The 24,232-nt window shown below is 72.4% G+C and carries 24 protein-coding genes and 1 riboswitch; of the genes, 4 read left to right on the plus strand and 20 right to left on the minus strand.

Features of this window, described 5'->3' with window-relative positions:
* Positions 1-82 precede the first annotated feature (82 nt).
* The 5 genes from TR49_RS27635 to TR49_RS27655 all read right to left on the minus strand — a co-directional run bounded on the left by TR49_RS27635 (position 83) and on the right by TR49_RS27655 (position 5,437).
* Positions 83-604, minus strand: coding sequence for an FxsA family protein (locus TR49_RS27635; protein ID WP_236653561.1), 522 nt, complete (start codon positions 602-604; stop codon positions 83-85).
* Positions 605-658: 54 nt separating this feature from the next.
* The gene (gene lnt, locus TR49_RS27640; RefSeq protein ID WP_052434697.1) at positions 659-2,350 is read right to left on the minus strand and encodes an apolipoprotein N-acyltransferase; all 1,692 of its coding nucleotides are present in this window, start codon (positions 2,348-2,350) and stop codon (positions 659-661) included.
* Between the two features lie 438 nt (positions 2,351-2,788).
* The gene (locus TR49_RS27645; protein ID WP_042386577.1) at positions 2,789-3,244 is read right to left on the minus strand and encodes an SLATT domain-containing protein; all 456 of its coding nucleotides are present in this window, start codon (positions 3,242-3,244) and stop codon (positions 2,789-2,791) included.
* Between the two features lie 40 nt (positions 3,245-3,284).
* Positions 3,285-4,928 carry an amidohydrolase gene (locus TR49_RS27650; RefSeq protein ID WP_042386578.1) on the minus strand — a complete coding sequence of 548 codons (1,644 nt, stop codon included), beginning with the start codon at positions 4,926-4,928 and terminating at the stop codon, positions 3,285-3,287.
* A 65-nt stretch (positions 4,929-4,993) separates the two neighbouring features.
* Complete coding sequence (locus TR49_RS27655) at positions 4,994-5,437, minus strand: Lrp/AsnC family transcriptional regulator (protein WP_042386579.1); 444 nt, start codon at positions 5,435-5,437, stop codon at positions 4,994-4,996.
* A gap of 152 nt (positions 5,438-5,589) precedes the next feature.
* On the opposite strand from TR49_RS27655, the gene TR49_RS27660 reads away from it, so the two are divergent.
* Complete coding sequence (locus tag TR49_RS27660; RefSeq protein WP_042386580.1) at positions 5,590-5,973, plus strand: hypothetical protein; 384 nt, start codon at positions 5,590-5,592, stop codon at positions 5,971-5,973.
* Here the strand turns inward: TR49_RS27660 and TR49_RS27665 are convergent.
* The 3 genes from TR49_RS27665 to TR49_RS27675 form a co-directional block, all read right to left on the minus strand.
* A complete protein-coding gene (locus TR49_RS27665; protein WP_042386581.1) occupies positions 5,961-7,073 on the minus strand; it encodes a phosphotransferase family protein in 1,113 nt (370 codons plus the stop codon). The genes TR49_RS27660 and TR49_RS27665 overlap by 13 nt on opposite strands.
* 2 nt (positions 7,074-7,075) lie before the next feature.
* Entirely contained in the window at positions 7,076-8,170 is a 1,095-nt protein-coding gene (locus tag TR49_RS27670; RefSeq protein WP_042386629.1) for an Rv3169 family protein, read from the minus strand.
* A 142-nt stretch (positions 8,171-8,312) separates the two neighbouring features.
* On the minus strand, positions 8,313-9,479 hold the full coding sequence (locus TR49_RS27675; RefSeq protein WP_042386582.1) for an acyl-CoA dehydrogenase family protein: 1,167 nt from the start codon (positions 9,477-9,479) through the stop codon (positions 8,313-8,315).
* Between the two features lie 191 nt (positions 9,480-9,670).
* Here TR49_RS27675 and TR49_RS27680 point away from each other — a divergent pair, with 191 nt between their 5' ends.
* From TR49_RS27680 to TR49_RS27690, 3 genes are all read left to right on the plus strand, one after another.
* Positions 9,671-10,249 (plus strand): uridine kinase family protein, encoded by a 579-nt coding sequence (locus TR49_RS27680; protein WP_042386583.1) that lies wholly within the window; start codon positions 9,671-9,673, stop codon positions 10,247-10,249.
* Positions 10,250-10,800: 551 nt separating this feature from the next.
* The gene (locus TR49_RS27685) at positions 10,801-12,804 is read left to right on the plus strand and encodes an AAA family ATPase (RefSeq protein ID WP_236653563.1); all 2,004 of its coding nucleotides are present in this window, start codon (positions 10,801-10,803) and stop codon (positions 12,802-12,804) included.
* A 10-nt stretch (positions 12,805-12,814) separates the two neighbouring features.
* On the plus strand, positions 12,815-13,504 hold the full coding sequence (locus tag TR49_RS27690; RefSeq protein ID WP_042386585.1) for a cysteine hydrolase family protein: 690 nt from the start codon (positions 12,815-12,817) through the stop codon (positions 13,502-13,504).
* Between the two features lie 75 nt (positions 13,505-13,579).
* Here the strand turns inward: TR49_RS27690 and TR49_RS27695 are convergent, their stop codons facing one another.
* From TR49_RS27695 to TR49_RS27750, 12 genes are all read right to left on the minus strand, one after another.
* Entirely contained in the window at positions 13,580-14,755 is a 1,176-nt protein-coding gene (locus tag TR49_RS27695; RefSeq protein ID WP_052434698.1) for an ABC transporter permease, read from the minus strand.
* Entirely contained in the window at positions 14,752-15,696 is a 945-nt protein-coding gene (locus TR49_RS27700) for an ABC transporter ATP-binding protein (RefSeq protein ID WP_042386586.1), read from the minus strand. Before TR49_RS27700 ends, TR49_RS27695 begins: the two co-directional genes overlap by 4 nt.
* Positions 15,697-15,756: 60 nt before the next feature.
* Positions 15,757-16,794 (minus strand): hemolysin family protein, encoded by a 1,038-nt coding sequence (locus TR49_RS27705; protein WP_042386587.1) that lies wholly within the window; start codon positions 16,792-16,794, stop codon positions 15,757-15,759.
* Positions 16,791-18,122, minus strand: coding sequence for a hemolysin family protein (locus TR49_RS27710; RefSeq protein WP_439654134.1), 1,332 nt, complete (start codon positions 18,120-18,122; stop codon positions 16,791-16,793). The genes TR49_RS27705 and TR49_RS27710 overlap by 4 nt, the downstream gene beginning before the upstream one ends.
* Before the next feature lie 47 nt (positions 18,123-18,169).
* Positions 18,170-18,634 carry a PH domain-containing protein gene (locus TR49_RS27715; protein ID WP_042386588.1) on the minus strand — a complete coding sequence of 155 codons (465 nt, stop codon included), beginning with the start codon at positions 18,632-18,634 and terminating at the stop codon, positions 18,170-18,172.
* Between the two features lies 1 nt (position 18,635).
* Positions 18,636-19,481 carry an ATP phosphoribosyltransferase gene (gene hisG / locus TR49_RS27720; protein WP_042386589.1) on the minus strand — a complete coding sequence of 282 codons (846 nt, stop codon included), beginning with the start codon at positions 19,479-19,481 and terminating at the stop codon, positions 18,636-18,638.
* Positions 19,482-19,573: 92 nt separating this feature from the next.
* On the minus strand, positions 19,574-19,843 hold the full coding sequence (locus TR49_RS27725) for a phosphoribosyl-ATP diphosphatase (RefSeq protein WP_042386590.1): 270 nt from the start codon (positions 19,841-19,843) through the stop codon (positions 19,574-19,576).
* A gap of 80 nt (positions 19,844-19,923) precedes the next feature.
* Complete coding sequence (ribH, locus tag TR49_RS27730) at positions 19,924-20,403, minus strand: 6,7-dimethyl-8-ribityllumazine synthase (protein ID WP_042386591.1); 480 nt, start codon at positions 20,401-20,403, stop codon at positions 19,924-19,926.
* A gap of 40 nt (positions 20,404-20,443) precedes the next feature.
* Positions 20,444-21,745 carry a bifunctional 3,4-dihydroxy-2-butanone-4-phosphate synthase/GTP cyclohydrolase II gene (locus TR49_RS27735; protein ID WP_042386592.1) on the minus strand — a complete coding sequence of 434 codons (1,302 nt, stop codon included), beginning with the start codon at positions 21,743-21,745 and terminating at the stop codon, positions 20,444-20,446.
* Positions 21,742-22,395 carry a nicotinamide mononucleotide transporter family protein gene (locus tag TR49_RS27740; protein ID WP_042386593.1) on the minus strand — a complete coding sequence of 218 codons (654 nt, stop codon included), beginning with the start codon at positions 22,393-22,395 and terminating at the stop codon, positions 21,742-21,744. The genes TR49_RS27735 and TR49_RS27740 overlap by 4 nt, the downstream gene beginning before the upstream one ends.
* 6 nt (positions 22,396-22,401) lie before the next feature.
* Positions 22,402-23,076 (minus strand): riboflavin synthase, encoded by a 675-nt coding sequence (locus tag TR49_RS27745; protein ID WP_042386594.1) that lies wholly within the window; start codon positions 23,074-23,076, stop codon positions 22,402-22,404.
* Between the two features lie 180 nt (positions 23,077-23,256).
* Positions 23,257-23,387: riboswitch (FMN riboswitch) on the minus strand.
* 82 nt (positions 23,388-23,469) lie between these two features.
* Entirely contained in the window at positions 23,470-24,159 is a 690-nt protein-coding gene (locus tag TR49_RS27750; RefSeq protein ID WP_042386595.1) for a response regulator, read from the minus strand.
* Positions 24,160-24,232: the final 73 nt, after the last annotated feature.

Below are 24,232 nucleotides of genomic sequence, written 5' to 3' on the forward strand. Positions count from 1 at the left end.
CCGGGCTCCCCTTCGCGGGGGAGCCCGGGCCTCGTCGCACGTCTGGTGTGACCCGTCAGAGGCAGTTCCCCGCGCCGTCGGGTCAGCGTCGGATCTCGCCGTAGGGACCTTCGTCGTCGCGGCGGGAGTAGTCGTACGGGCCGGGAGCCGGGGTGCCGTCCTCGTGGATGACCTCGCCGTGGACGACCTTGCCGTCAGGGCGGTGCATGCGGACCTGCTCCTGGAGGCGGACGGCGTCACCGAGCGGGCCCTTGCGCAGCAAGGCCATCGGTGCCCGCTGGAGGCGCTTCGCCACCGGCGGCACCAGGCAGAGCAGGCCGAGGACGTCACTGATGAACCCGGGGACCATCAGCAGGACGCCGCCGACGACGGTGACCGCCGTCCGCGCCTCGCCCTCGGGCACGCTGCCCTTCCGCGCCGCCGCGAACGCCTTGACGCCCGCGCGCTTGACGACCGACGCGCCCGCCACGAACCCGGCCAGCAGCAACAGCAGCGTCAGCAGCCAGCCGATCAGGTCGGCCACCGTCACTAGGAGCACCAGCTCGGCCACCACATATGCGGCGACGAGGAGGGGCAGGAACCGCTTGAGTCGGGACGCGCGCACGGCGGCTTCGCCCTTCGTTGGTCGTGTCAGGCTTCCACCGTAGAACGCCCGAGGTCAGGCCGGTGTTCCGGGCGTTCCCGACGAGCGGCGGCGGCGCGTCCAGACGGCGAAGGCCACCGCGCCGAGGCCGATGAAGGAGAGCGCCCACTCCGGCCCGGCGCCGACGCGGTCGGCCAGGGTGAGGCCGTCGCGCAGCGGGACCTTGACGTCGAGCTCCGCCTGGGTCGCCAGCTGCGTGCGCTGGACGACGGAGCCGTCCGGCGCGATCACCGCGCTGATACCGCTGGTCGCGGCGATGACGACGGCGCGGCCGTGCTCGATCGCCCGCAGGCGGGACATGGCGAACTGCTGGTCCGGCTGGTCGGTGTGCTCGTAGGTGGCGTTGTTGGTCTGCACGACCAGCAGCCGGCCACCCTTGCTGACCGCGTCGTGGACGATGCCGTCGTAGGCGACCTCGAAGCAGATCACGTCACCGATCTTGGCCGGGCCGACCTGCAGGATGCCGGTGTGGTCGCCCGGGTAGAAGTCGCGGGCCACGCGCTGGAGACGGGTGATGTACTTCATCAGGATCGAGCGGAACGGCACGTACTCGCCGAACGGCACCGGGTGCTGCTTGGTGTAGGACGCGCCGGGGCCCGTCTTCGGGGACCAGACGATGCCCTCGTTCATCACGTGCTGCGCGTCCGGGCCGTCGACGAGGGCGCCGACCAGCATCGGCACGCCGGTACGGCCCGCGGCCTGGCTGATCGCGTCGTAGGCGGCCGGCGTGTTGTACGGGTTGACGTCGGAGGAGTTCTCCGGCCAGATCACCAGCTGCGGCTGCGGCAGCTTGCCCGCGTCGACCTTGTTCATCAGGTCGAAGGTCGCCGCGACGTGGTTGTCCAGCACCTGCATCGGGCGGCCGAGGAAGTCCATGCCGGCGTGCGGCACGTTGCCCTGGATCACGCCGATCTGGGCGTAGGCCGGCCCACCGGCGGTGGTACCGGCCGTGGGCAGCGGGATCGCGTAGCCGACGACGCCTGCCGCGGCCGCACCGGCCACGCAGGCGAGCCCGAGGCGTCCGCTGCGCTCCCGGCCCTCGCGGGTGCGCAGCGCCAGCACCGCCGCGGCGAGCAGCGCGCCGCTCAGCGCGACGGCGAAGCTGACCAGCGGGGCCCCGCCGAGCGCCGCGAGCGGCGTGAAGGGCGAGGAGGTGTTGGCGAACGCGAGGCGGCCCCACGGGAAGCCGCCGAGCGGCACCCGGTCGCGTGCCCACTCCTGGGCCACCCACAGGCACGCGGTCCACAGCGGCCAGAAACGCAGCCGCGAGACGATCGCGAGCCCCGCGCCCATGGCGGCCAGGAACAGCGCCTCGGCGACGGAGAGCAGCGCCCAGGCGTCGTAGCCGATGACGTCGATCCAGATCAGCAGCCACAACATGAAGACCAGGCCGAAGACCAGACCCGTCCAGGCGCCCTGCCGGGCCGTGCGTCCGTAGGTGAGCAGGCTCAGCCCGGCGACGGCGACGAGCGACAGCGGCCAGATGCCGAACGACGGGAACGACAGTGCGAGCAGCACGCCGCAGAGCGCTGCGAGCGCGGTGCGCGGCGCGCCGCGGCGGATCCGGGCGCCGATCCGGACGAGGCGCGGCGGGCGCGCTCCGGCCTCCGCGAGGTCCTTGGAACGGTCGTCCGATTCCAGGGTCAAGGGCACGTTCGCCGCCAATCCGCAGCAGTTGGTTCCAGTGGCTGTGGGAAGACGGTACATCCTGCGGTTAAGTGCAGGTGAGAGCGGACCTGAGCGGGTCACGGCACGGAAACGGCCCGGACGCTCTTCGGTCCGACTCGGGACCTGCTGGCTGCGGGCCGACCAGAAGCCGTTGTCTACTGAGCGCCCGGGCCGAGCCCGGAGTCCACACCCGTCGGTGCGGGGCGCACGCGTGTGCGCCCGCACCGAGGCCCGCGCTCCCCGATCCGGCGGCGCCGGCTCCTGGCGGTGGAGACCAACGGCGGTCCCGGGTTTGGCGTGGGTCTGCTGTCCGGTGGACGACGACGAAACTACTCGCGGTCCCGCGGGGCCTGTCAACCGGCGTGTTACCTGGGCAGACGACGCTCCACCGCAGGTCAGCGCGGTGCGCTCGGGCCCGGAGCCGGTTCGGGCCAACCCTTCGTTCGGCGGTATCCGGACGGCGGGGACCGCGCTCTGCTACGACGCGTCCTCCCGCTTGCGGAGCTTGGCCCACGCGTCGTGGTGCTCCCGCAGGATCTCGTCGAGCCGCTTCAGGAACGCCTCGGCCACGTCGGGGTCCGGACCTTCGGTCAGGCCCTCGGAGTAGAACCTGATCTCACGGTCGAGCGATTCGAGGTGCAGGACGGTCTGGCTGGCCTGGATCCACAGCGAGCGGTGCGCGAAGAAGGCGTCCCAGGCCGCCAGGACCGTGACGAAGGCGCTGATGCCGAGAGCGATGTCCAGGAGGACCTGCCGCCCCGGATCGCCGACCCGCACACCCAGCAGCACGGTCGAACAGGCGGAGAGGGTCACCGTCGCCATCTGCAGCGCGAAGGCGCGACGGCGGTCCCCCTTCTGATAGCGCTTGATCGCCGCCGTGATCCGCCGGACCTCGCCGGCGACGAACTCCAACTGGCCGTCCTGGACGGTCATGTTCCCCCCTGTGTTCAGTTGCGCCCCCGAGTGGCGCAGGTCATTCAGCCATGAAAACCGACCGTCCGTTCACGACCGTCGCCAGACAGTGCGGGAGCTCCCGGCCCGGGGTGAGGTCCGGGAGGCCGGGGACGCCGCTACGGGGGTCCGTGGACCAGTTGCGGATGATCTCGTCCGGGGCCTGGACGATCAGGTCCGTCGGGGCCCAGACCGCGAGGGACGCGGGCGCGCCGGGGACGAGGGTGCCGGCGTCGTCGCGGCCCAGGGCGCGCCACCCGCCACGCGTGTGCGCGGTGAACGCGGCGCGCGCGGAGATGCGGTGCGCGGGGGTGCGGTGGAACGCGGCCGCACGGACCGTGCCCCACGGGTCGAGCGGGGTCACCGGGGCGTCGGAGCCGAAGGCCAGCGGGACACCCGCGCGCAGCAGCGCCGCGAAGGGGTTCATCGTGCGGGCGCGCTCCGCGCCGAGGCGGTCGACGTACATGCCGGACTCGCCGCCCCAGCAGGCGTCGAAGGCGGGCTGGACGGAGGCGGTGAGGCCGAGCTCGGCGAAGCCCGCGATCTGCTCGGCCGTCAGCAGCTCGGCGTGCTCGACGCGGTGCCGCAGGGCGCGCACGCGCTCCAGGCCGAGCTTCTCCGCCACTGCGCGGACGCCCGTGACGAGCGCTGCCAGCGCGCCGTCGCCGATGGCGTGGAAGCCCGCCTGGAGGCCCGCCTCGGTGCAGGCGTGGACGTGCTCGGCGATCTCCTCGGCGGAGACGTAGGAGGCGCCGGTGTGCTCCTCGTCGGCGTAGGCGTCGTGCAGGCAGGCGGTGTGGGAGCCGAGCGCGCCGTCGATGAAGAGGTCTCCGCCCGCGCCGACCGCGCCCAGGCGGCGGGCGGTGTCGACGGCGCCGAGCTCGCCCCAGTAGCCGAAGACCTCCGGACCGCCGCCGGCCGCCGCCAGCGCGAGCAGACCCGTCAGGTCGGCCTCGGAGGAGATCTGCGGGCCGGCGCACTCGTGCAGCGCGCCGATGCCGAGGGTGACCGCGTGGGCCAGGGTGGCCCGCTGCGCGGCCTCGCGCTGGTGGGACGTCAGGTGGCCCAGGGCGGCGGCCCGGACGGCGTGATGGGCGGCGCGGCTGAGCGGGCCCTCGGGCAGGAACCCGGGCAGGGCGGGCAACTCCGGGCCCGCGAGCGCGCGCAGGGCCGTGGAGGCGAGCGCGGAGTGGACGTCGGTGCGGGAGAGGTAGAGCGCGGTGCCGCCCGCGGCCTCGTCCAGCTCAGCGAGGCTGGGCGCGCGGCGCTCGGGCCACTTGGTCTCGTCCCAGCCGTGGCCGAGCAGCACGCCGCCCGGCCCCACGCCGGACTCGCGGACGAAGGCGCGGACGCGCGCCAGCGCCTCGCCCAGGCTCGGGCAGGCCGTCAGGTCCAGGCCGGTGAGGGCCAGACCCGTCGAGGTCGCGTGCACGTGGGCGTCCACGAACGCCGGGGTGACCAGGGCACCGGCGAGATCCACGACCAGCTCGGCGTCCCGGGCGTAGCTCTCGGCCGCGCCCTCCTCGCCGACCCAGGCGACGACGCCGTCCTGCATCAGCAGGGCGGTGGCGAAGGGGTCGGCAGGGCTGTAGACGTCGCCGCCGCGCAGCAGGACCGTGCGCGCGGCGGAGTCGGCGAGGGCGGGGAGCGGTGCTGCGGCGGTCATGCGGTCCACCTTATGAGACGCCGCCGACAACGCCGTGAGCAGCCCCGTCCCCGGCCCGGTCGGCGCTACTTCAGCCGGGGCGGGCGCGCCTCGTAGGGGGTGCTGAGCACGACCGTGGTCCGGGTCGAAACGCCGGCCGCCGAGCGGATCCTGGCGAGCAGGTCCTCCAGGTCGCCCGGGGTGGCCACGCGGATCTTGAGGATGTAGTTCTCGTCGCCGGCCACGCTGTGGCAGGCCTCGATCTCCTCGATCCCGGCCAGCCGTTCGGGGGTGTCGTCCGGGGCGCTGGGGTCGAAGGGTTTGACCGAGATGAACGCCGTCAGCGGCAGGCTGACGGCGTCGGGGTCGACGATCGCGGCGTAGCCGCGGATCACACCGCGCTGTTCGAGACGTCGCACGCGCTGGTGCACCGCCGAGGTGGACAGGCCCGTGGCCTTGCCCAGGTCCGTGTAGCTCATCCGGCCGTCGGCCACCAGCAGCTGCACGATCTGTCGATCGAGTTCCTCCACCCGGACAACTTAGCCGACTCGCCATGTGAGCAAGGACACAGGCCCGTGCGGCAGCCGTTGGCACCCTCAGGATTATCAGGTGCCCTGGGTGGGAAGTGCTCGCTATGGTCGCGGCGACAAAGGCCCGCGTGCCTGCTCCAGGGGGAGTTCACATGACTGTTGTCGAGCAGCTGAGCGCTGTCCGGAACGAAGAGGCCGACATCGAGGCCAGAACGCCGGGCGTCGACCCGGGCGAGGCGGAGACCTGGGAGATCACCCGGTTCCGCTGCCCCGACTGCCACCGTCCGATCGCCGTGCTGGACGACGAGGAGCGCTTTCCGCAGCACGCCGTCGTGACCACGGCCTGGCACCCCTTCTCCGCCACCGTCTGCCAGGGTTCCGGCCGTTGGCTGGACGACGCCGACGAGGAGGACCAGTTGCTCGACCCCGAGCCCTCCCTCGCCGAGTTCCTGACGCTCCCCGTCGAGCTGGACTGGCGCCGCCAGCCGTTCTCGCACGTGGGCCGGGCCATACCGCAGCAGCGTCAGGCCGCGTAGCGCCCCTCGGCCATCGCCTCCAGCGTCGCCCGGTGCAGGATCAGGCTGTCCGGGTCGGCCGGGGCCTCCGTCTCACCGAAGTGGACCTGCCGGTAGCCGATCCTGAGCATCACCACGGCATGCCGCAGGGCCGCGTAGAGCGTGAAGAAGTCCAGGTCGTGCGGGGTGTGCCCGCTGGCCTCGGCGTACTGCGCAGCGACGGTGTCCCGGTCCAGGAAGTCCGGCAGCCCGGGTTGCCCGGAGGCGACGGTCAGGTCCTGGAAGAAGCGGTGCAGGAAGACGAACCAGCCGAGGTCGAGTTCGCGCGGGCCGAGCGCGGCCATCTCCCAGTCGAGTACGGCCGCGGGTGTGAAGCCCCGGTAGATGACGTTGCCGATGCGGGCGTCGCCCCAGCTGAGGACCGTCTCGCCCGGGTCGGCCGGCCAGAGCCGCTCCAGGGCGGCGAAGGCGCGCTCGATCAGGGGTGAGGCCGCACGGCCCCGCACGACCCAGTCGTAGTAGGCCCGTTGCTCGTTGACGTGCTGCCGCAGCGGGGTGTCACCGGGCGCGCGGGACCGGAGGAACCCGGCTTCGGCGACGGGTGCGCGGTGCAGCTCGGCGAGCAGCTCGACGCTCGCCCGCTGCAGCTGCGCGCGTTCGGCTCCGCTCGCCTGGTGCAGCCAGTTGCCGCCGTAGGTGTAGGGCATGAGGTCGGGCGGGACGCGTCCGTCGACCCGCTCCATGACGAAGGCGGGCGCGCCCAGCGGCCCCGGATCCGTCTCCAGCCGCAGCAGCCTTGGCACGGGCGCCTTGGTGTGCGCGGCGACCAGTTCCATGCAGCGGTACTGGCGTTCCATGTCGTAGGCGGGGAAGACGGTGTAGGCGTTCGGGTCGGCGGCGAGCCGCAGCACGCAGGGCTGGACGCTGCCGTCGGCGTGGCGCAGGTCGAACAGCACGGTCTCGCTGGACATGCCGTTGGACCGCGGGACGGTCAGCTCCGCGACGGTCGCGTCGGGCTGCCGGTCGGCGATCCACACCGCGAGGCGGTCCCGCAGCAGCTCGGGGTCGCGGGTGGTGGTGCGCGGGCGCGGGGCCCGACGCGGGGTCTCGGGGGCGGTCATCGTCACACCTCCCGGGTGTGCGGGGCGACGGAGGAGAAGTCGGCGAAGCCGGACGGGTCGTGGCGTCCGAAGCTGCCGTGTTCGAAGACGCCGTGACCGACCTCCCCGTCGAGGGTGAAGCGGGCGGCGTGGTCGGTGACGCCGTAGGCGGCGAGGCCGAGGTCGGCCGGGTCGGTGAGGTCGTACCGGCGGCGGTCCACCCAGCCGCGGCCCTGCCAGGCCCCGTGCTGCCAGTCCTGCGCGGGCGGGTAGCCGGCCCCGACGGCGAGCGGAGTGCCCCCGAGCAGCTCGGCGTCGATCTCCAAAGGCTTGCGGGCGGCATCGCTGAGGTGCAGGGTCGCGCCGGTCGGGACGCGGGTGCCGGGCCGGTAGGCGATGTCGACGTAGGGCCAGCCGAGTTGCTCGTCGTGACGGCTCTCGTCGGCGTGGACGCGCACGGCCTCGCTCAGGGAGCGGTACCCGTCGGCGTCCTCCTGGAGGATCACCATGACGAAGCGGTCGCGGAAGCGGATCGGGCACCACACCCAGTGGAATCCCTCGGTTCGGTGCTCCTCCGCCGCGCGGCCGGGCTGCTCGCCCGGGATCGGCCGGACGCCCCAACTGCGGTCCCGGGTCGCGGTCCACTCCTGTGGCGTGAGGGTGAACTCCTCGCCCCCTGCCCGGATCCACCCGCTCGCGCCGCCGGCCTGCACGAACCTGCGGCCTTCCAGGGTCAGCCGGTCCCCGCTGTACCCGAGGTGGTGCGGCTCCCACACGGCGGGGAACTCCGCCTGCCAGGTCACGTCGCAGGCCAGGCCGTCCGGCTCGTCGGCGTCGCCCCCACCGCCCTCGCAGATCACGCGCAGCGTGCGCAGCGGCTCGACGACCTCGATCCGGATCGGCCCGACGGCGAGCGTCATCCGGTCCTCCCCCAGCGCGTCCGAGGCGCGGACGGCGTGGAGGGTGTCGCCGACCTTGAGCGTCACGTAGGCGTCGGTCACTCCGGCGTTGGGGTAGACCCCGAGCCCGGCGATCAGGAGCGCGCGTCCCGCGTGGTCGAACACGTGGAAGATGCACCGGTCGTACGCGTTGCGGTCCCCGGTGGCGACGTGCCGCATGGACAGCGGCGCCTGGTGAACGGGGTACTCGTCCAGGGGGACGGGACGGAACACCACACTGGCCTCCTCGACGGGAAGGAATGTCTGACGGTATGTCAGTTCCCGTTGCGGAGGCCAGGGTCGTGCACCGCCCAGGGGTGGCTCAGCGGGTCAGCGTGCGTCCGATCACCAGGCGCTGGATCTGGTTGGTGCCCTCGACGATCTGGAGCACCTTCGCCTCGCGCATGTAGCGCTCGACCGGGTGGTCCTGGGTGTAGCCGTAGCCGCCGAGGACCTGGACCGCGTCCGTGGTGACCCGCATCGCCGCGTCCGTGCAGAAGAGCTTGGCCATCGCGGCCTCCTTGCTGAAGGAGAGCCCGGCGTCGCGGCGGCGCGCCGCCGCGAGGTAGAGGGCACGGCCGGCCTCGACCGCGGTCGCCATGTCGGCGAGCAGGAAGGACAGGCCCTGGAAGTCCGCGATGGCCCGGCCGAACTGCTCGCGCTCCTTCGCGTAGCCCACCGCGTAGTCCAGCGCGGCCTGGGCGACGCCCATCGCGCACGCGGCGATGCCGAGGCGGCCGGAGTCCAGCGCGGCCATGGCGATGCCGAAGCCCTGGCCCTCCTGGCCGATCAGGCGCTCCGCGGGGACGCGGGCGTCGTCGAAGAGGACCTGGGCGGTCGGGGAGCCCTTCATGCCCATCTTGCGCTCGGGCGCGGCGCCCGAGACGCCGGGGGTGTCGGCGGGGACCAGCAGCACGCTGATGCCCCGCGGGCCGTCGTCACTGGTGCGGACCATCGTGCTGTAGAAGTCGGCCACGCCGCCGTGGGTGATCCACGCCTTGGTGCCGTTGACGACGTACTCTCCCCCGGACTCCGTCCGCACGGCGCGGGTCTTCAGCGCGGCCGCGTCGGAGCCGGACTGGGGCTCGGAGAGGCAGTACGCGCCGAGCTGCTCGCCGCCGATCATGTCGGGGAGCCACTTCTCGCGCTGCGCCTCGCTGCCGAAGGTGGCGAGGGCGTGGCAGGAGAGGGTGTGCACGCTGAGGCCGAGGCCGACGGTGAGGCGCGCGGCCGCCAGCTCCTCGATCACCTGGAGGTAGACCTCGTAGGGCTGGGCGCCGCCGCCGTACTGCTCGTCGTACGGGAGACCGAGCAGGCCCGAGCGGCCGAGCGTGCGGAAGGCCTCACGCGGGAACTCCGCCGCGGCCTCCTCCTCGGACGCCTGCGGCCGGAGCTCGTTGTCGGCGAGGTCCCGGGTGAGCGCGAGCAGCTCGCGCGCCTCGTCGGTGGGGAGCTGGCGCTCGACGGGCTTGGTCGCGGACGCGGTCATGGCGGCTCTGCCTCCTGGTCTCGGGGCCCGACGCCCCAGGTGGGGAGGCCGGGCGACGACACGTACGACGGCACCGGGTCTCGGTGAACGATCGCTAACATGCGGCGCTGGAAGTATGCCCCATTCGGGGCAGCCCGCACCACGCCGGAGCTGGGCGGATCGGCGGCAGCACCCCGTAGGCTCGGACCACCATGCTCACCCTGCCCTCCCTCGCCGCGCGCCTCTCCGCTCTCGCGCCCTCCTGTGGGCCGACGCGGCTCCTGGCCGTCGACGGCTACGCCGGCTCCGGCAAGACCACCTTCTCCGGCCGGCTCGCCGAGGCGCTCGGCGGTGCGGACCGCGCGCCGGTCGTGCACCTGGACGACCTGGCGACGCACGAGGAGTTCTTCGCCTGGACCGACCGGCTGCGGGCCGAGGTGCTGAAACCGCTGGCGGACGGAGATCCGGCGCGCCACCGTGTGTACGACTGGGAGCTCGCCCGGTTCGACGCGTTCCGGGAGCTTCCGACTGCTCCGCCGTTCCTGATCCTGGAGGGCGTGGGCGCGGGGAGGCGGGCGGTGCGGCCGTGCCTTGCGGCGCTGCTGTGGATGGACGTGGACGCCGGGACCGCCCGCGCCCGCGGCGAACTGCGCGACGGGCCGGAGCTCGCGGAGTTCTGGAAAAGGTGGACGAAAGAACAGTCCGCGCACTTCCGTGTCGACCCGAGCCGGGGCTTCGCGGATTTCCTGGTAACCGGCTCAACCGCTCGGCCGTTCGCTGACGCAGCGTAATCACTACAGCGTGTACCCAATAGCCTGTCCGCGAGCCAGCGAATCGTCGGGGAACGCAACGACCTCGGGGGCGAACCACCCCGTGATGATGCCCTTGACCTGCACCCCTGGCACCAACTACGTTCTCAATCAGCGCGACACACGGTGATCGCGCTTCGCAGACACGAGCTGCCGGCCGTTCCCCCGTGGCCGGCAGCTCGTCCTTTTCCGGCGCATCCGTCCGTCGTGCACCACTGGTCACGGTGACCGAGCGTGATAGGCAGAGCAAAATCCTCCGCTTGTGTGAGAACTCTGTTTATGTCCCCACCAGCCGATACGGCCGCGCGGCACTCTTCCGGATCAGCAAGACCCCGGTACGATTCCCCATGAGCGTGCGGGCTCGGTCGCCGCGTGCTCACGGACCGTCAAGGTGTGGCGTCTGCAAGCCTCCCGAGGTCAGCCCCTCCAGCGGGCAGCGGGGACGCGGAGCAGCAGGGGGCGAAGCGGTGGGGACTGAGGACAACGGCGACAGGCGCTCACGCGGCCTGGCCGATCGCGCCTGGCTGCGTGCCATGGACGCCTACACCGCCGGCGCGTACACCCGCGCGGAGGAGGAGTTCCGCGCCGCCGTCCGGCTCGATCCGGGTATGGCCGACGCCTGGCTCGGCCTGCACGCGCTGCGTTCGGACACTTCGGCCGCCCTGCTGAACATGCACCGGCACCGGGACCGTTTCGGCGAGCAGCGGCGCCGGCACCGCCGTCCGCTCAGCTCCTGGTACTGGCTGGGCTGGTGGGTCCAGCCGCTGCTGGAGACCGGGCGCGACCTGACGCTGGCCCACGCCTCGCACTGGCTCGACGGCCGTCACCTCGCCGAGCTCGACCAGGCGCTGGCCGAGTGCCCCGGCGCCACGGAGGACAGCGCCGTCCGCTTCCTGCACGCCTGCCGCTCCTACCTCACCAAGGACTGGGAGCAGCTGATCCGCGACACCGACGGACTGCTCGACGACCCGCTGCTCGGCATCGAGGCGGGCCTGTTCAGCGGCATGGCCCGGGTGCGCCTCGACATGTGCGGCCAGGCCGAGCTGCCGCTTTCGACTTCGCTCGCCCGCTGCCGCTCCGAGCAGCCGCAGCGCAAGGAGCTGCGGTACTGGCTCGCCCGCGCCTACGAGGGCGTCGGCCGCAGCGCGGCGGCCCTGTCGCTCTACCGTGCCGTGCACCGGGTCGACCCCGGCTTCATGGACACCTCCGCCCGCCTTGCCGCGATCACCGCGGAGGACGGCGTCGACCCCGCGCTGCTGGAGTCCCCGCAGGAGCCGGGCGGCCTGCTCCGTCCCGGTCGCGCGGGCGGCGTGTCCGGCGGGGACGCCGCCGGCTTCGACATCACCGCGTTCGACGGCGTCGGCTTCGACACCACCGGGTACGACGGGCCGGGCTTCGAGGCCGTCGGATTCGACGGCAACGCGTTCGACGGCGGGGGGTTCGACGGCGGCGTCGACGCGACGGAACTCGCGGACGGCGCGGACAACCCCGTGGACGTCGGCTTCGAGCCGGTCTTCTACGACCCGCTCCCCGGCTTCCCGCTCGCGGAGGACGAGGAGGAGGCCGAGGCGGAGGGGGCGGCGGGCACCACGACCGTCGACGGCGCCACCGGGAGCGTCGTCGTCCCGGCCGCCCGCGACCGCTCCGCGCTGCCCGCGTCCGCGGGCCGCGAGACGCCGCCGGACCAGCAGCGGCTGGAGGCCGCGCTCGCCGAACTCGACCGCATGGTCGGCCTGGAGCCCGTCAAGCGGCAGGTGCTCGCGCTCTCGGCCCAGCTGCGGATGGCGCGCCTGCGCGCGGACCAGGGCCTCCCGGTGCAGCCGCCCAAGCGGCACTTCGTCTTCTCCGGCCCCTCCGGCACCGGCAAGACCACCGTCGCCCGGATCCTCGGCCGGGTCTTCTACGCGCTCGGCCTGCTCAGTGGGGACCATCTGGTCGAGGCCCAACGCGCCGACCTGGTCGGCGAGTTCCTCGGCCAGACCGCCGTCAAGGCGAACGAGCTGATCGACTCCGCGCTGGACGGGGTGCTCTTCATAGACGAGGCCTACAGCCTTGCCAACTCCGGCTACTCCAAGGGCGACGCATACGGTGACGAGGCGCTCCAGGTCCTGCTCAAGCGCGCCGAGGACAACCGGGACCGCCTGGTCGTGATCCTCGCCGGCTACCCCGAGGGCATGAACCGCCTGCTGGCCGCCAACCCCGGACTCAGCTCCCGCTTCACCACCCGCGTCGACTTCCCGAGTTACCGCCCCGCCGAACTCGCCGCCATCGGCCAGGCGCTGGCCGCGCACGACGGGGACTTCTGGGACGACGAGGCGCTGGAGGAGCTGCGCAGCATCTGCGGCCACGTGGTGCGCGAGGGCTGGATCGACGACCTCGGCAACGGGCGCTTCATGCGCACGCTCTACGAGAAGTCCTGCGCCTACCGGGACCTGCGGCTCTCGGTGCTGGCGGAACTGCCGACCAGACAGGACCTGGCCGCGTTGCGGCTCCCCGACGTTCTCCAGGCCTATGGAGAACTCATCGACGGTCGGTAGGGTCGCGGTCATGGCCGAGTTGCAACCGAGGCCCCACGCCTGGCGGATCGACGCCCGCGAGTACGCGCGCCAGGAGCGGCGCCGAGGTCGCCGCCACGCCTACGACTGCCTGTCCGGCGGCCGGACCGCGCTGGTGGTCGTCGACATGGTGCGCTTCTTCGTCGACGGCAACCCGTTCGGGCTCGCCGCCGTCCCCAACGTCCACGCCCTCGCGCACGCGACCCGCGCGGCGGGCGGCACCGTCGCCTGGGTGCTGCCCGCCGTCCCCGAGCAGCCGACCCGCTGGGCGGTCGACTTCTACGGCCCCGAGATCGCCGAACGCTACCGCCGCGCCGGCGGCGCCGGCCCGACCCGGGACCGGCTCTGGCCCGAACTGGTTCCCGCCGAGGAGGATCTGGTGGTCGAGAAGACCGCCGCCTCGGCCTTCTTCCCGGGCTGCTGCCCGCTCCCGGCCCTGCTGGAACAGCGCAACGTCGACACGGTCCTCGCCTGCGGCCTGGTCACCAACGTCTGCGTCGAATCCACCGTCCGCGACGCGGCCACCCTGGGCTACCGCACGATCCTCGCGGCGGACGCCTCCGCCACCCGCGACGACACCATGCACAACGCCTCGCTGACGACCGTCTATCGCAGCTTCGGCGACGTCCGCACGACCCAGGAGATCCTGGCGCTGCTGCGCACGGGGACCGGCGCGGTCTGACCACGCCAGGATCCGTCGGGCGTAAGGCCTCACGGGCCTGGTTCCGTGGACGGACCCCAGGCCCGCGAGGGGCCGTTAGGCGGCCTTGAGCGCTTCGCGGAGCGGGACGCGGGCGCCGCTGCGGAGGACGCTGTTGCGGTAGATGCGGCCGGCGAAGCGCAGGACGAGGACGCCGCAGGCGAGGGTGAGGGCCAGCGCGACCAGGACCTGCCAGACCGGGGCGACGCCGAGCGCCCAGCGCATCGGCATGAGGACCGGGGCGGTCAGCGGGACGAAGGAGAGGATCTCGCCGAGGCCGCTCTGCGGGTTGCCCGGGAGGATCGAGATGGCCACGACCCAGCCGGCGATCAGCGGCATCATGATGGGGGCCATCACGCCGCCGAGGTCCTCCTGGCGGGAGACCATCGCGCCCGCAGAGGCGAAGATCATCGCGTAGAGCCAGAAGCCGGCCGCGAACCACGCCAGGGTCCACAGCAGGCTGCCGACCGACGCGCTGAGCGAGACGCTGAGCTGGCCGTCGGCCATGCCGACGGCGAGACCCAGCACGCCCGGGACGACCAGCTGGATCGCACCGACCACGGCGACGCCGGCGACCTTGCCCGCGAGCAGCTGCCACGGCTTGATCGTGGCCAGCAGCAGCTCGACGACGCGGCTGGTCTTCTCCTCGACGACGCCCTGGGCCACCATCTGACCCACCGTCATCAGGATGAGGTACATCAGCAAACCGGCCGTGATGGCGATGGCGATCTTCTGGCCCTGCTGCGGGTCGGTCTTCTCCAGGGTGGTCGCGTGGACCTGCTGGGAGGCCGGCGGCGGGCCCTGCTCGGCCGCGCCCGCGAAGGAGAACAGGGTCTGCAGGGAGTCCGGCAGGGACTTCTCCACCGTCACCTGGGTGCCGTTCGCGCCGTGGGAGACGACGAAGGCGTCGGCCTTGCCGTCACGAACTGCGGCCGTACCGGCCGCCTGGTCGGCGACGACGGTGACGGCGACCTTCTGGTGCAGTTTGCCGGCCAGGCCCTCGAGTTGTCGGCCGTATTCGGCGTCCGCCTGGACCACGGCGACATGCTCCGTCTTCGGGCCCGAGGCGGCGAGCTTGGTGATGATCGGCACGGCCAGGAAGGCCACGGCCGTGATGCCCAGCAGGATCAGGAACGCCTTGGACCGCAGGCGCACCGACATCTCACGTCCGGCGACCAGCCGGACCGCCTCGACGTTGCTCAGCTGCCCGCTCTGGTGGTTGCCCGTAGTCACTTGCCCGTCTCCCCCGTGCTCGCCGTCTCCCCCGTGTGCGTCTCGGCGCTCACCACGTGCCGGAACAGCTCCGTCAGCGAGGAACGCCGACGGGCGAACTCGGTGACCGGGCCGGTGGCCAGCGCCGCCGCGAGGACGGCCTGGTCGTCGGCGCCCTCGGCCAGGGCCAGCACGGTGCGGCCGTTCTCCCGGCCGCGGACGGTGACGCCCAAAAGGCCCGACGCCCAGTCCTCGGCCGCGGCGGGTGCGTGGACCAGCAGTTCCTCGCCGCCGGAGGCCTGCAGGCGCTCGACGGTGTCACAGGCGACCATCGTGCCCGCGCGGACGATGCCGACACGGTCGCAGAGCCGCTCGACCAGGTCGAGCTGGTGGCTGGAGAAGATCACCGGGATGCCCTCCGCGGCCTTCTCGCGCAGCACCTGGCTCATCACGTCGACCGCCACCGGGTCCAGGCCGGAGAAGGGCTCGTCGAGGACGAGTATCTCCGGGTTGTGCACGAGCGCGGCGGCCAGCTGCACGCGCTGCTGGTTGCCGAGGCTCAGCTTCTGCACCTCGTCGCCGAAGCGGGCGTGGACGCCGAGGCGCTCGGTCCACGAGCGCACGGCCTGCGCCGCCTCCGCCGCGCCGAGGCCGTGCAGGCGGGCCAGGTAGGTCAGCTGCTCGCCGACCTTCATGCGCGGGTAGAGGCCGCGCTCCTCCGGCATGTAGCCGATCCGGCTGCGGGTCTCGTGGTCCACGGGGACGCCGTCCCAGCGCACCTCTCCGCCGTCGGCGGCCAGCACGCCGAGGATGATGCGCATCGTCGTGGTCTTGCCCGCGCCGTTGCTGCCGACGAAGCCGAAGATCTCGCCCGCGCGCACGTCGAAGCTCATGCCGTCCAGCGCGACGGTGTCCCCGTAGCGCTTGGTCAGGGCGTCGACTTCCAGACGTCGATCGCTCACCTGCTCACACTCCCCCGAATGCTGCTTGTGTTCCGTCGATCCGTTCGATCGACCGTCAGCCTATCCATGGGTCCGGTGGTCCGGATCGTGGACCTCTCCCACCAGTTCCTCCAGGACGTCCTCCAGGGCCACCAGACCGAGCGTCAGCCCGTCCGCGTCGACGACGCCGGCCAGGTGCGCGGCCGAGCGGCGCATCGCACCGAGGGCGTCGTCGAGCGGCAGGTCGCCGGAGAGGGTGATGATGGGCCGCCAGAGCCGGTCGGGCACCCGCTCGTCGGCGTCGTCCAGCTCCAGCACGTCCTTGACGTGCAGGTAGCCGAGGAACGCGTCGCGGTCGCCGAGGACCGGGAAGCGGGAATAGCCGGTGCGCACCGCCAGCTCCTCGATCCGGCCCGCGGTGACCTCGCGGTCGACGGTGACGAGCTTGGCGCTCGGCATCACGACCTCCCGCACCGGGCGCAGGCCCAGCTCCAGGGCGTCCTCCAGCCGCTCGTGCGCCGTGCGGCCGAGCAGGCCTGCCGCGTGCGAGGCGTGCAGCAGGTGGGTCAGCTCCTCGCTGGTGTAGGCGGCGGCGATCTCGTCCTTCGGCTCGACCCGCAGCAGCCGCAGCACCAGGTTGGCGAGGGCGTTGAGGAAGGCGATGAAGGGACGCAGCCAGCGGGCGAGCGCGGCCAGCGGCGGGCCGAGCCAGAGCGCGGCGCGCTCGGGCGTCGCCAGCGCGATGTTCTTCGGCACCATCTCACCGATCACCATGTGCAGCGCCACCACGATGGCGAGCCCCAGCACGTAGCCGGCCGGGTGGACGAGCGAGGCGGGCAGGCCGAGAGCCTGGAAGGGCCCTTCCAGCAGCCCGGCGAGCGCGGGCTCGGCGAGGGCGCCGAGCAGCAGGGAGCAGACGGTGATACCGAGTTGGGTCGCCGCGAGCATCGCGGAGACGTCCTCAAGGGCGCGCACGACCGTGGCGGCGCGCTTGTCGCCCGCCTGCGCGAGGGGTTCGACCTGGCTGCGGCGGACCGACACCAGCGCGAACTCGGCGCCGACGAAGAAGGCGTTGCCGAGCAGGAGCAGCACCGCGAAGAAGAGGTTGAGCGCGGTCATCGGTCGCCGCCCTCGAGTCGCTCCAGCCGCACCCGCTCGGTCCGGTGGCGGTGCACCTCCACCGCGGTGAGCCGCCAGCCGGGCAGTTCCGCCGCGTCGCCGGGCACCGGAATGCGGCCGAGCAGGTCGGCGAGCAGGCCGGCGACCGTCTCGTACGGGCCCTCGGGCGCGTGCAGGCCGACGGTCTCCAGCACGTCGACGCGGCAGCGGCCTTCGGCGAGCCAGGCCCGGTGGCCGGCGACGGCGGTGGTCGGGCGCAGTTCGGGCAGGTCGTCCGGGTCGTGCTCGTCCTGGACCTCGCCGACCATCTCCTCGACGATGTCCTCGAGCGTGGCCACCCCGGCCGTCCCGCCGTACTCGTCGACGACGACGGCGAGTTGCTGGCGGCTGCGCAGCAGGTCCAGCAGCCGGTCGGCGGGCAGCGTCTCCGGCACCAGCAGCGGCGGCGAGGCCAGCGCACCGACGCGCACCTGGGCGCGGCGGTCGGCCTTGACCGCGAGCGCGTCCTTGAGCGTGACGACGCCGACGACGTCGTCGATGGTCTGCCGGTAGACGGGGAACCGGGACAGGCCGGTCGCCCGGGTCAGGTTGAGCACGTCGGCGGCGGTCGCGTGGTCCTCCAGGGCCGCGACGTCGACGCGCGGCGTCATCACGGACTCCGCGGAGAGCTCGGCGAGGCCGAGGGTGCGGACGAAGAGGTCGGCGGTGTCGGTCTCCAGAGCGCCCTCGTGCGCGGAGTGGCGGGCCATCGCCACGAGCTCCTCGGCGCTGCGTGCGGAGGCCAACTCCTCGGCGGGTTCCATGCCGAGAGCCCTGACGATCCGGTTGGCGGCGCCGTTGAGCACCAGGATCAGCGGCCGGCAGACCTTGGAGAACAGCACCTGCGGCGCGACGACGGCGCGGGCGACCTGGAGCGGCCTGGAGATGGCCCAGCCCTTGGGCACCAGTTCGCCGATCACCATCTGCAGCACGGTCGCCAGCAGCAGCCCGACGACGGCGGCGATTCCGGTCACCGCGCCTTGCGGGACGCCGATGCCGCGCAGCGGCGGGGCCAGCAGCAGTCCGAGCGCGGGGGTGGCCAGCATGCCGACGAGCAGGGAGGTCACGGTGATGCCGAGCTGCGCACCGGAGAGCTCGAAGGAGAGCGTCCGCAGGGCACCGCCCACGCGTGACGCACGCCGGTCCCCCGCCGCGGCGGCCCGCTCCACCTCCCCGCGGTCGACGGTGACGAAGGCGAACTCGGCGGCCACGAAAAGCCCGTTGGCCAGGATCAGCAGCACGGCGACACCGAGCAGCAGCCAGGCCACGGGAATACTGTGAGGGTCCATGGGAGGTGAGGATTCTCCAAAGGCTTGGTAAAGACCCTAACCGTACCTCAGGGCTGCTCCGCCGTGCCGTAGGCGTCGACGCAGGCCCGGAGTTCCTGTGCCATGCGCCAGGCCTGCCTGCGCCCGGCGCCGGGCTGGATCGCGACGACCGCGAGGGTGCCGCCGTCCGCGAGGTCCAGGGTCACCCACGGGTCGCCCAGGTGGAGGTTGACGCTGAGGATCTGCGGCCACTCCAGACGGCGCCTGTGCACGAAGTTGACCACCGTCAGGCCTGTGACGTCGGCCCTGGCCTTCGGGCGGGCCAGCACCACCAGCACCAGGGCGAAGACGATGCCGCTGGCGCCTATCCCGATCCGGTCGTGCCGCTGCCAGTCCGGGGCGCCGACCGCCGCGATCAGGGCGAAGAACGCGATCGAGAGGGCCGCGAGCCCGAGCAGCACCACCCGCGTCAGCACCGGCTGCCAGGTGCGTGGCAGCGTGGGCGCGGCGGTGACGCTCGGGCTCGCGGTCATGTCAGAGCCGACAGGCGTGGATGTCGGTGACCAGGATCGCGCGGGCGCCGATGCCCCACAGGTCGTCCATGATCCGCTGGGCCTCCTTACGCAGCACCATGGACCGGACCGCCACCCATCCCTCGCTGTGCAGCGGGGAGACCGTCGGCGACTCCAGACCAGGGGTGAGCGCGACCGCTTCCGCGACGTGCTCGGCACGGATGTCGTAATCCATCATCACGTACCGACGGGCCACCAGGACACCCTGCAGACGTCGCATGAACTGGTCCACCGCCGGGTTGTCGGCCGCGCCGAGCGGACGGATGACGACGGCCTCGGAGCGCAGGATCGGCTCGCCGAAGACCTCCATGCCGGCGTTGCGCAGGCTGGTGCCGGTCTCCACCACGTCGGCGATGACCTCGGCGACACCGAGCTGCACGGCCGTCTCGACGGCGCCGTCCAGCTTGGTGACGGTGGCCGTGATGCCGGCCTCGGCGAGGTGCTTCTCGACCAGGCCGGTGTAGGAGGTCGCGATCCGGCGGCCCTCCAGGTCCTTGACGCTGCCGGCGACCCCGGGCGGGCCGGCGAAGCGGAAGGTCGAGCCGGCGAAGCCGAGCGAGAGGACCTCTTCGGCCTCCGCGCCGGAGTCGAGGAGCAGGTCGCGGCCGGTGAAGCCGATGTCGAGGCGGCCCGAGCCGACGTAGATCGCGATGTCGCGGGGGCGCAGGTAGAAGAACTCGACCCGGTTCTCCGGGTCCACCAGGACCAGCTCCTTGGTGTCCTTGCGCTGGCGGTAGCCGGCCTCATGGAGCATGCCCGCCGCCGGTTCGGCGAGTGAGCCCTTGTTCGGGACGGCGATGCGGAGCATGCTGTGCTGCCTTTCTGGGGGTGGGTTCTCGAACATGCGAAAGCGGGGCACCGAAACGGCTCGGTGCCCCGCTGCGTCAAAACACGCGGGGTCTACAGATGGGCGTAGACGTCCTCCAGGCTGAGGCCGCGCGCGACCATCATGACCTGGAGGTGGTACAGCAGCTGGGAGATCTCCTCGGCGGTCCGCTCGTCGGACTCGTGCTCGGCGGCCATCCACACCTCGGCCGCCTCCTCGACGACCTTCTTGCCGATGGCGTGCACGCCCAGGCCGACCAGCTCGGCGGTCCGCGACCCGGGCTCGCCCGCGGCGGCCTTCCGCTGCAGCTCGTTGAAGAGCTCTTCGAATGTCTTAAGCGCCATGATGGGCCCTACCCTACGTGGTTCCCCGGGAACAGGTCGTGTCGTCCCACCGTACGGACGGTGGAACGGACGAGAACCCGTCAGCCGGCAGCCAGGCCGCGGATCAGCACGGCGGTGGTCAGCGCCGCGGTGGTCGCCTCGTGACCCTTGTCCTCCTTGGAGTCCGCCAGGCCCGCACGGTCCAGCGCCTGCTGCTCGTTGTCACAGGTGAGCAGACCGAAGCCGACCGGGATGCCGGAGTCGACACTCACCTGGGTGAGGCCCATGGTCGCGGCCTCGCACACAAAGTCGAAGTGGGGCGTGCCGCCGCGGATGACGACGCCGAGCGCGACGATCGCGTCGTAGCCGCGCTCGGCCAGCGCCTTCGCCGCCACCGGCAGCTCGAAGCTGCCGGGGACGCGCAGCACCGTGCGGTCGGTGACGCCGTACTCGTCCAGCGCGCGCTCGGCGCCGGCGATCAGGCCGTCCATGACCACCGTGTGCCACTGCGCCGCGACGACCGCGACCTTCAGGTCCTTGGCGTCCTGCACGTCGAGCTTGGGGGCTCCCTCGCCGCTCACTTGCGTACGTCCTTTCGTTCTTGCGTCGAAACGGTGTGGTTCAGGCGCTGTGCGCGGGGGTCAGCTCGTCGAGCCAGGGCAGGTCGTGGCCCATCCGGTCGCGCTTGGTCAGCAGGTACCGCAGGTTGTGCTCGCCGACGCCGGCCCGGACCGCCTCGCGGCCCAGCACCCGCAGGCCGTGCTCGGTGAGCGCGACGTGCTTGTCGGGGTTGTTGCTGAGCAGCCGCACCGAGCGCACGCCCAGGTCGGCCAGGATCAGCGCGGCGGCGCGGTAGTCCCGGGCGTCGGCGGGCAGGCCGAGCTCGAGGTTGGCGTCGACGGTGTCACGCCCGCCTTCCTGCAGCTCGTAGGCGCGCAGCTTGCGCACCAGGCCGATGCCGCGGCCCTCGTGCCCGCGCAGGTAGAGGACCACGCCGCGGCCCTCGCTGGCGATCTTGTCCAGCGAGGCGGCCAGCTGCGGGCCGCAGTCGCAGCGCAGCGAGCCGAAGACGTCGCCGGTCAGGCACTCGGAGTGGACCCGGACCAGCACCTCCTCGCCGTCGGGCAGCTTGCCGTCGGCGTCCAGGCCGCCCGCGACCAGCGCGATGTGCTCGACGCCGTCGGGCTCGCTCAGGTACCCGAGCGCCGTGAAGTTGCCGTGCTCGGTGGGCAGCGAGGTGGTCGCGGCGCGGGTGACGCTCGCCTCGGCGCGGCGGCGGTAGGCGATCAGGTCCTCGATGGAGACCAGGGCCAGGCCGTGGCGGCGGGCGAAGACGACCAGCTCGGGCAGGCGAGCCATGGTGCCGTCGTCGTTGGCGATCTCGCAGATCGCGGCGGCGGGACGCAGCCCGGCCAGGCGGCACAGGTCGGGGCCGGCCTCGGTGTGGCCCTCGCGCTCCAGCACGCCGCCGGGACGGGCCCGCAGCGGGAACACGTGGCCGGGGCGGACGAAGTCGCCGGTGACGCTCGACGGGTCGGCCAGCAGCCGGATGGTGTGCGCCCGGTCAGCGGCGGAGATGCCGGTGGTGACGTTCTCCCTGGCGTCCACCGAGACGGTGAACGCGGTGCGCATCGACTCGGTGTTCTGCGCGACCATCTGGCCGAGCTCCAGCCGGTCCAGGTCCTCGCCGGTCATCGGCACGCAGATCAGGCCGCGGCACTCACGCATCGCGAAGGCGACCAGCTCGGGCGTGGCCAGCTCGGCGGCGAAGACGAGGTCGCCCTCGTTCTCGCGGTTCTCGTCGTCGACCACGACGATCGGGCGCCCGGCCGCGATCTCGGAGATGGCGAACTCGATGCTGTCCAGCGTCAGGTCCTCGTAGACCTCTCCGTGCTGCTGGGCAAGTTCCTCTATGGCGCTCATGCGACGGCTCCTTCCGCGAGAGCGGGCTGCTCGGCGTTGCGACTGCGCAGCCACCAGGAGCGCAGACCCAGGATCACCAGGACGAAGTAGATGCTGTAGACGTAGCCCGAGAACGCGTAGCCGTTCTCGAAGTTCAGTGGCACGCCGACCAGGTCGACGGCCAGCCAGGCGAACCAGAACTCCACCCAGCCGCGGGCCTGCGCGTACATCGCGGCCAGCGTCCCGGTGAAGATGTAGGCGTCGGCCCAGGGGCTCCAGGACATCCAGGGGTAGGCCTGGAACAGCTCGGCCAGGGCGACGGTGAGGGCGGCCGTGGCCGCGACCAGCACGCCGCGCTCGGTCCAGGTGGCGAAGCGGACCGTGACGTCACCGGCCTTGGCGCGGCCGCGCTGCCACTGGTACCAGCCCCAGACCGAGACGGCCACCACGATCAGCTGCTTGCCGGCGCTGCCGCTCAGGTGGCCGGCGGCGAAGGCCGCGAAGAGCACCACGCCGGAGAGCAGTTGGACGGGCCAGGTGAGCATCGAGCGGCGCCAGCCCAGCGCGAGGGCGCCGAGACCGAGCAGGTTGCCCACCATGTCGGACCACTTGATCTGCTGTCCGAACAGGCCGAACGCCGTGCTGTTGAGGTCGTTGACCAGATTGCTCATGGTCCGTCAGGCTCCCGTCTGCTCGTACGGGTTCCCCGCGAGGCCGGGCACGGCGCGGTCGCCGAGCAGCCGCTCGACGTACTTCGCCAGCACGTCGACCTCGAGGTTCACCGGCTCCCCGGTCTGCTTCAGACCGAGGGTGGTGTGCGCGAGCGTGGCCGGGATCAGGCTGACGGTGAACGAGTCCACGGCCGCCTCCACCACGGTCAGGCTGACACCGTCGACGGTGATCGAGCCCTTCTCGACGAGGTACCGCGACAGCTGCGCCGGCAGGCTGAAACGCAGGACCTCCCAGTGGGGATTCCCGTCCGCTCCGGCCTCGCCGGGGGTGCGCGAGAGCAGCACGCCGGTGCCGTCGACGTGCCCCTGGACCAGGTGACCGCCGAGACGGGCGCCGAGCGCCATGGCGCGCTCCAGGTTGACCCTCGAGCCGACGGAGATGGCGCCGAGGCTGGACCGCTCCAGCGTCTCGCGCATCACGTCGGCGCTGAACTCGCCCGGGTGGGCGGCCAGTTCCGCGTCGGTGTCGAGAACGGTGAGACAGACGCCGTTCACCGCGATGGACTGGCCCTCACGGGCGTCGGCGGTGGTGACGGGGCCGCGCAGGCGGACACGGGCGGAGTCGCCCAAGTCCTCGATCGAGAGGACCTCGCCCAGCTCTTCGATGATTCCCGTGAACATTCAGCTCTCCGTGACCTCGCGCCTACTGCGCGGTCTCCGGGGCTGTAGCGGGAGCTGACAACGGACGTGTGCACGGGCAGCGGGAGGACGCTGCGCGCGGCCGGGGACCCCGAAAGGGGCCGCCCCGGAACACACCCGGGAGGGTGCGCGCGTGGCGACGACGCCGCAGCCCGACGTCCGCCGCGCACTGCCTCCCATCCGGACTTTAACCGTCGGTCCAGGAATTTCACCTGGTCAACCGGCCGCTGGAAGCGGTCGGGTCGCGGACTGTAACCGCCGGTTCGGACTTTCACCGACCCCGGAGTGCGCAAACGTCGTACTGCTGCTGTCAGTGTGCCACGGACCTCCGCACCGTCCGCAAGACCTGACCACCCGCAGGACGTGTGGGGTGAATCACGCGTCGTGACCGGAATGCGCGCTGGGCCGCACCAAACCGCTCTCGTAGGCGAGCACGACGAGCTGCGCCCGGTCGCGCGCACCGAGCTTGATGAGGGCTCGGCTGACGTGCGTCTTGACCGTCAGCGGGCTGACCGCCAGCTGCTCGCCGATCTGGTCGTTGGACGCCCCGGTGGCCACCATCGCGACGATCTCGCGCTCCCGGTCGGTCAGCACCGCGAGGCTCGCCGGGGCGGCGGCGGGCGTGCCGCGCTCGGGCTGGGAGAGGTAGCGGGCGATGAGCTCCTTGGTGGCGGCGGGCGTCAGCAGCGCCTCGCCGCGCGCGACGACGCGGATCGCGTCCAGCAGCGCGTCCGGCTCCGCGCCCTTGCCGAGGAAGCCCGAGGCCCCGGCGCGCAGCGACTGGAAGACGTAGTCGTCGGTCTCGAAAGTGGTCAGCACCAGGACCCGCACCCCGGCCAGGTCCTCGTCGGCGTTGATCCGCGCGGTGGCCTCCAGGCCGTCCAGCTCCGGCATCCGGATGTCCATCAGCACGACGTCGGCCCGCGCCTCCTTGGCCAGCCGGACGGCTTCCAGCCCCGTCGCGGCCTCCCCGACCACAACGAGGTCGGGAGCGGAGTCCACGAGCACCTTGAGCCCGGCCCGGACCAGCACCTGGTCGTCCGCGAGCAGCACCCGGATGGTCATGCGTCTCCTGTCGTTCGTGCGGCTCTCCGCGCCTGGCGCGCAGGCCGTCCGGCGTCGGGTCGGATGGCGTCGG

Source organism: Streptacidiphilus melanogenes (genome assembly GCF_000787835.1).
GTDB classification, from domain to species: domain Bacteria; phylum Actinomycetota; class Actinomycetes; order Streptomycetales; family Streptomycetaceae; genus Streptacidiphilus; species Streptacidiphilus melanogenes.

What these genes read in the sequence shown, in the direction of transcription:
- TR49_RS27685 (WP_236653563.1), top strand. Translation starts at nt 10,801, where the DNA reads ATGGACGCCTACACCGCCGGCGCGTACACCCGCGCGGAGGAGGAGTTC.
- TR49_RS27665 (WP_042386581.1), bottom strand. Translation starts at nt 7,073, where the DNA reads ATGACCGCCCCCGAGACCCCGCGTCGGGCCCCGCGCCCGCGCACCACC.
- TR49_RS27745 (WP_042386594.1), bottom strand. Translation starts at nt 23,076, where the DNA reads ATGTTCACGGGAATCATCGAAGAGCTGGGCGAGGTCCTCTCGATCGAG.
- TR49_RS27715 (WP_042386588.1), bottom strand. Translation starts at nt 18,634, where the DNA reads ATGACCGCGAGCCCGAGCGTCACCGCCGCGCCCACGCTGCCACGCACC.
- TR49_RS27650 (WP_042386578.1), bottom strand. Translation starts at nt 4,928, where the DNA reads ATGACCGCCGCAGCACCGCTCCCCGCCCTCGCCGACTCCGCCGCGCGC.
- TR49_RS27670 (WP_042386629.1), bottom strand. Translation starts at nt 8,170, where the DNA reads ATGCGGCACGTCGCCACCGGGGACCGCAACGCGTACGACCGGTGCATC.
- TR49_RS27690 (WP_042386585.1), top strand. Translation starts at nt 12,815, where the DNA reads ATGGCCGAGTTGCAACCGAGGCCCCACGCCTGGCGGATCGACGCCCGC.
- TR49_RS27645 (WP_042386577.1), bottom strand. Translation starts at nt 3,244, where the DNA reads ATGACCGTCCAGGACGGCCAGTTGGAGTTCGTCGCCGGCGAGGTCCGG.
- TR49_RS27725 (WP_042386590.1), bottom strand. Translation starts at nt 19,843, where the DNA reads ATGGCGCTTAAGACATTCGAAGAGCTCTTCAACGAGCTGCAGCGGAAG.
- TR49_RS27710 (WP_439654134.1), bottom strand. Translation starts at nt 18,122, where the DNA reads ATGGACCCTCACAGTATTCCCGTGGCCTGGCTGCTGCTCGGTGTCGCC.
- TR49_RS27705 (WP_042386587.1), bottom strand. Translation starts at nt 16,794, where the DNA reads ATGACCGCGCTCAACCTCTTCTTCGCGGTGCTGCTCCTGCTCGGCAAC.
- TR49_RS27735 (WP_042386592.1), bottom strand. Translation starts at nt 21,745, where the DNA reads ATGAGCGCCATAGAGGAACTTGCCCAGCAGCACGGAGAGGTCTACGAG.
- TR49_RS27750 (WP_042386595.1), bottom strand. Translation starts at nt 24,159, where the DNA reads ATGACCATCCGGGTGCTGCTCGCGGACGACCAGGTGCTGGTCCGGGCC.
- TR49_RS27740 (WP_042386593.1), bottom strand. Translation starts at nt 22,395, where the DNA reads ATGAGCAATCTGGTCAACGACCTCAACAGCACGGCGTTCGGCCTGTTC.
- TR49_RS27680 (WP_042386583.1), top strand. Translation starts at nt 9,671, where the DNA reads ATGCTCACCCTGCCCTCCCTCGCCGCGCGCCTCTCCGCTCTCGCGCCC.
- TR49_RS27660 (WP_042386580.1), top strand. Translation starts at nt 5,590, where the DNA reads ATGACTGTTGTCGAGCAGCTGAGCGCTGTCCGGAACGAAGAGGCCGAC.
- lnt (WP_052434697.1), bottom strand. Translation starts at nt 2,350, where the DNA reads ATGTACCGTCTTCCCACAGCCACTGGAACCAACTGCTGCGGATTGGCG.
- TR49_RS27675 (WP_042386582.1), bottom strand. Translation starts at nt 9,479, where the DNA reads ATGACCGCGTCCGCGACCAAGCCCGTCGAGCGCCAGCTCCCCACCGAC.
- hisG (WP_042386589.1), bottom strand. Translation starts at nt 19,481, where the DNA reads ATGCTCCGCATCGCCGTCCCGAACAAGGGCTCACTCGCCGAACCGGCG.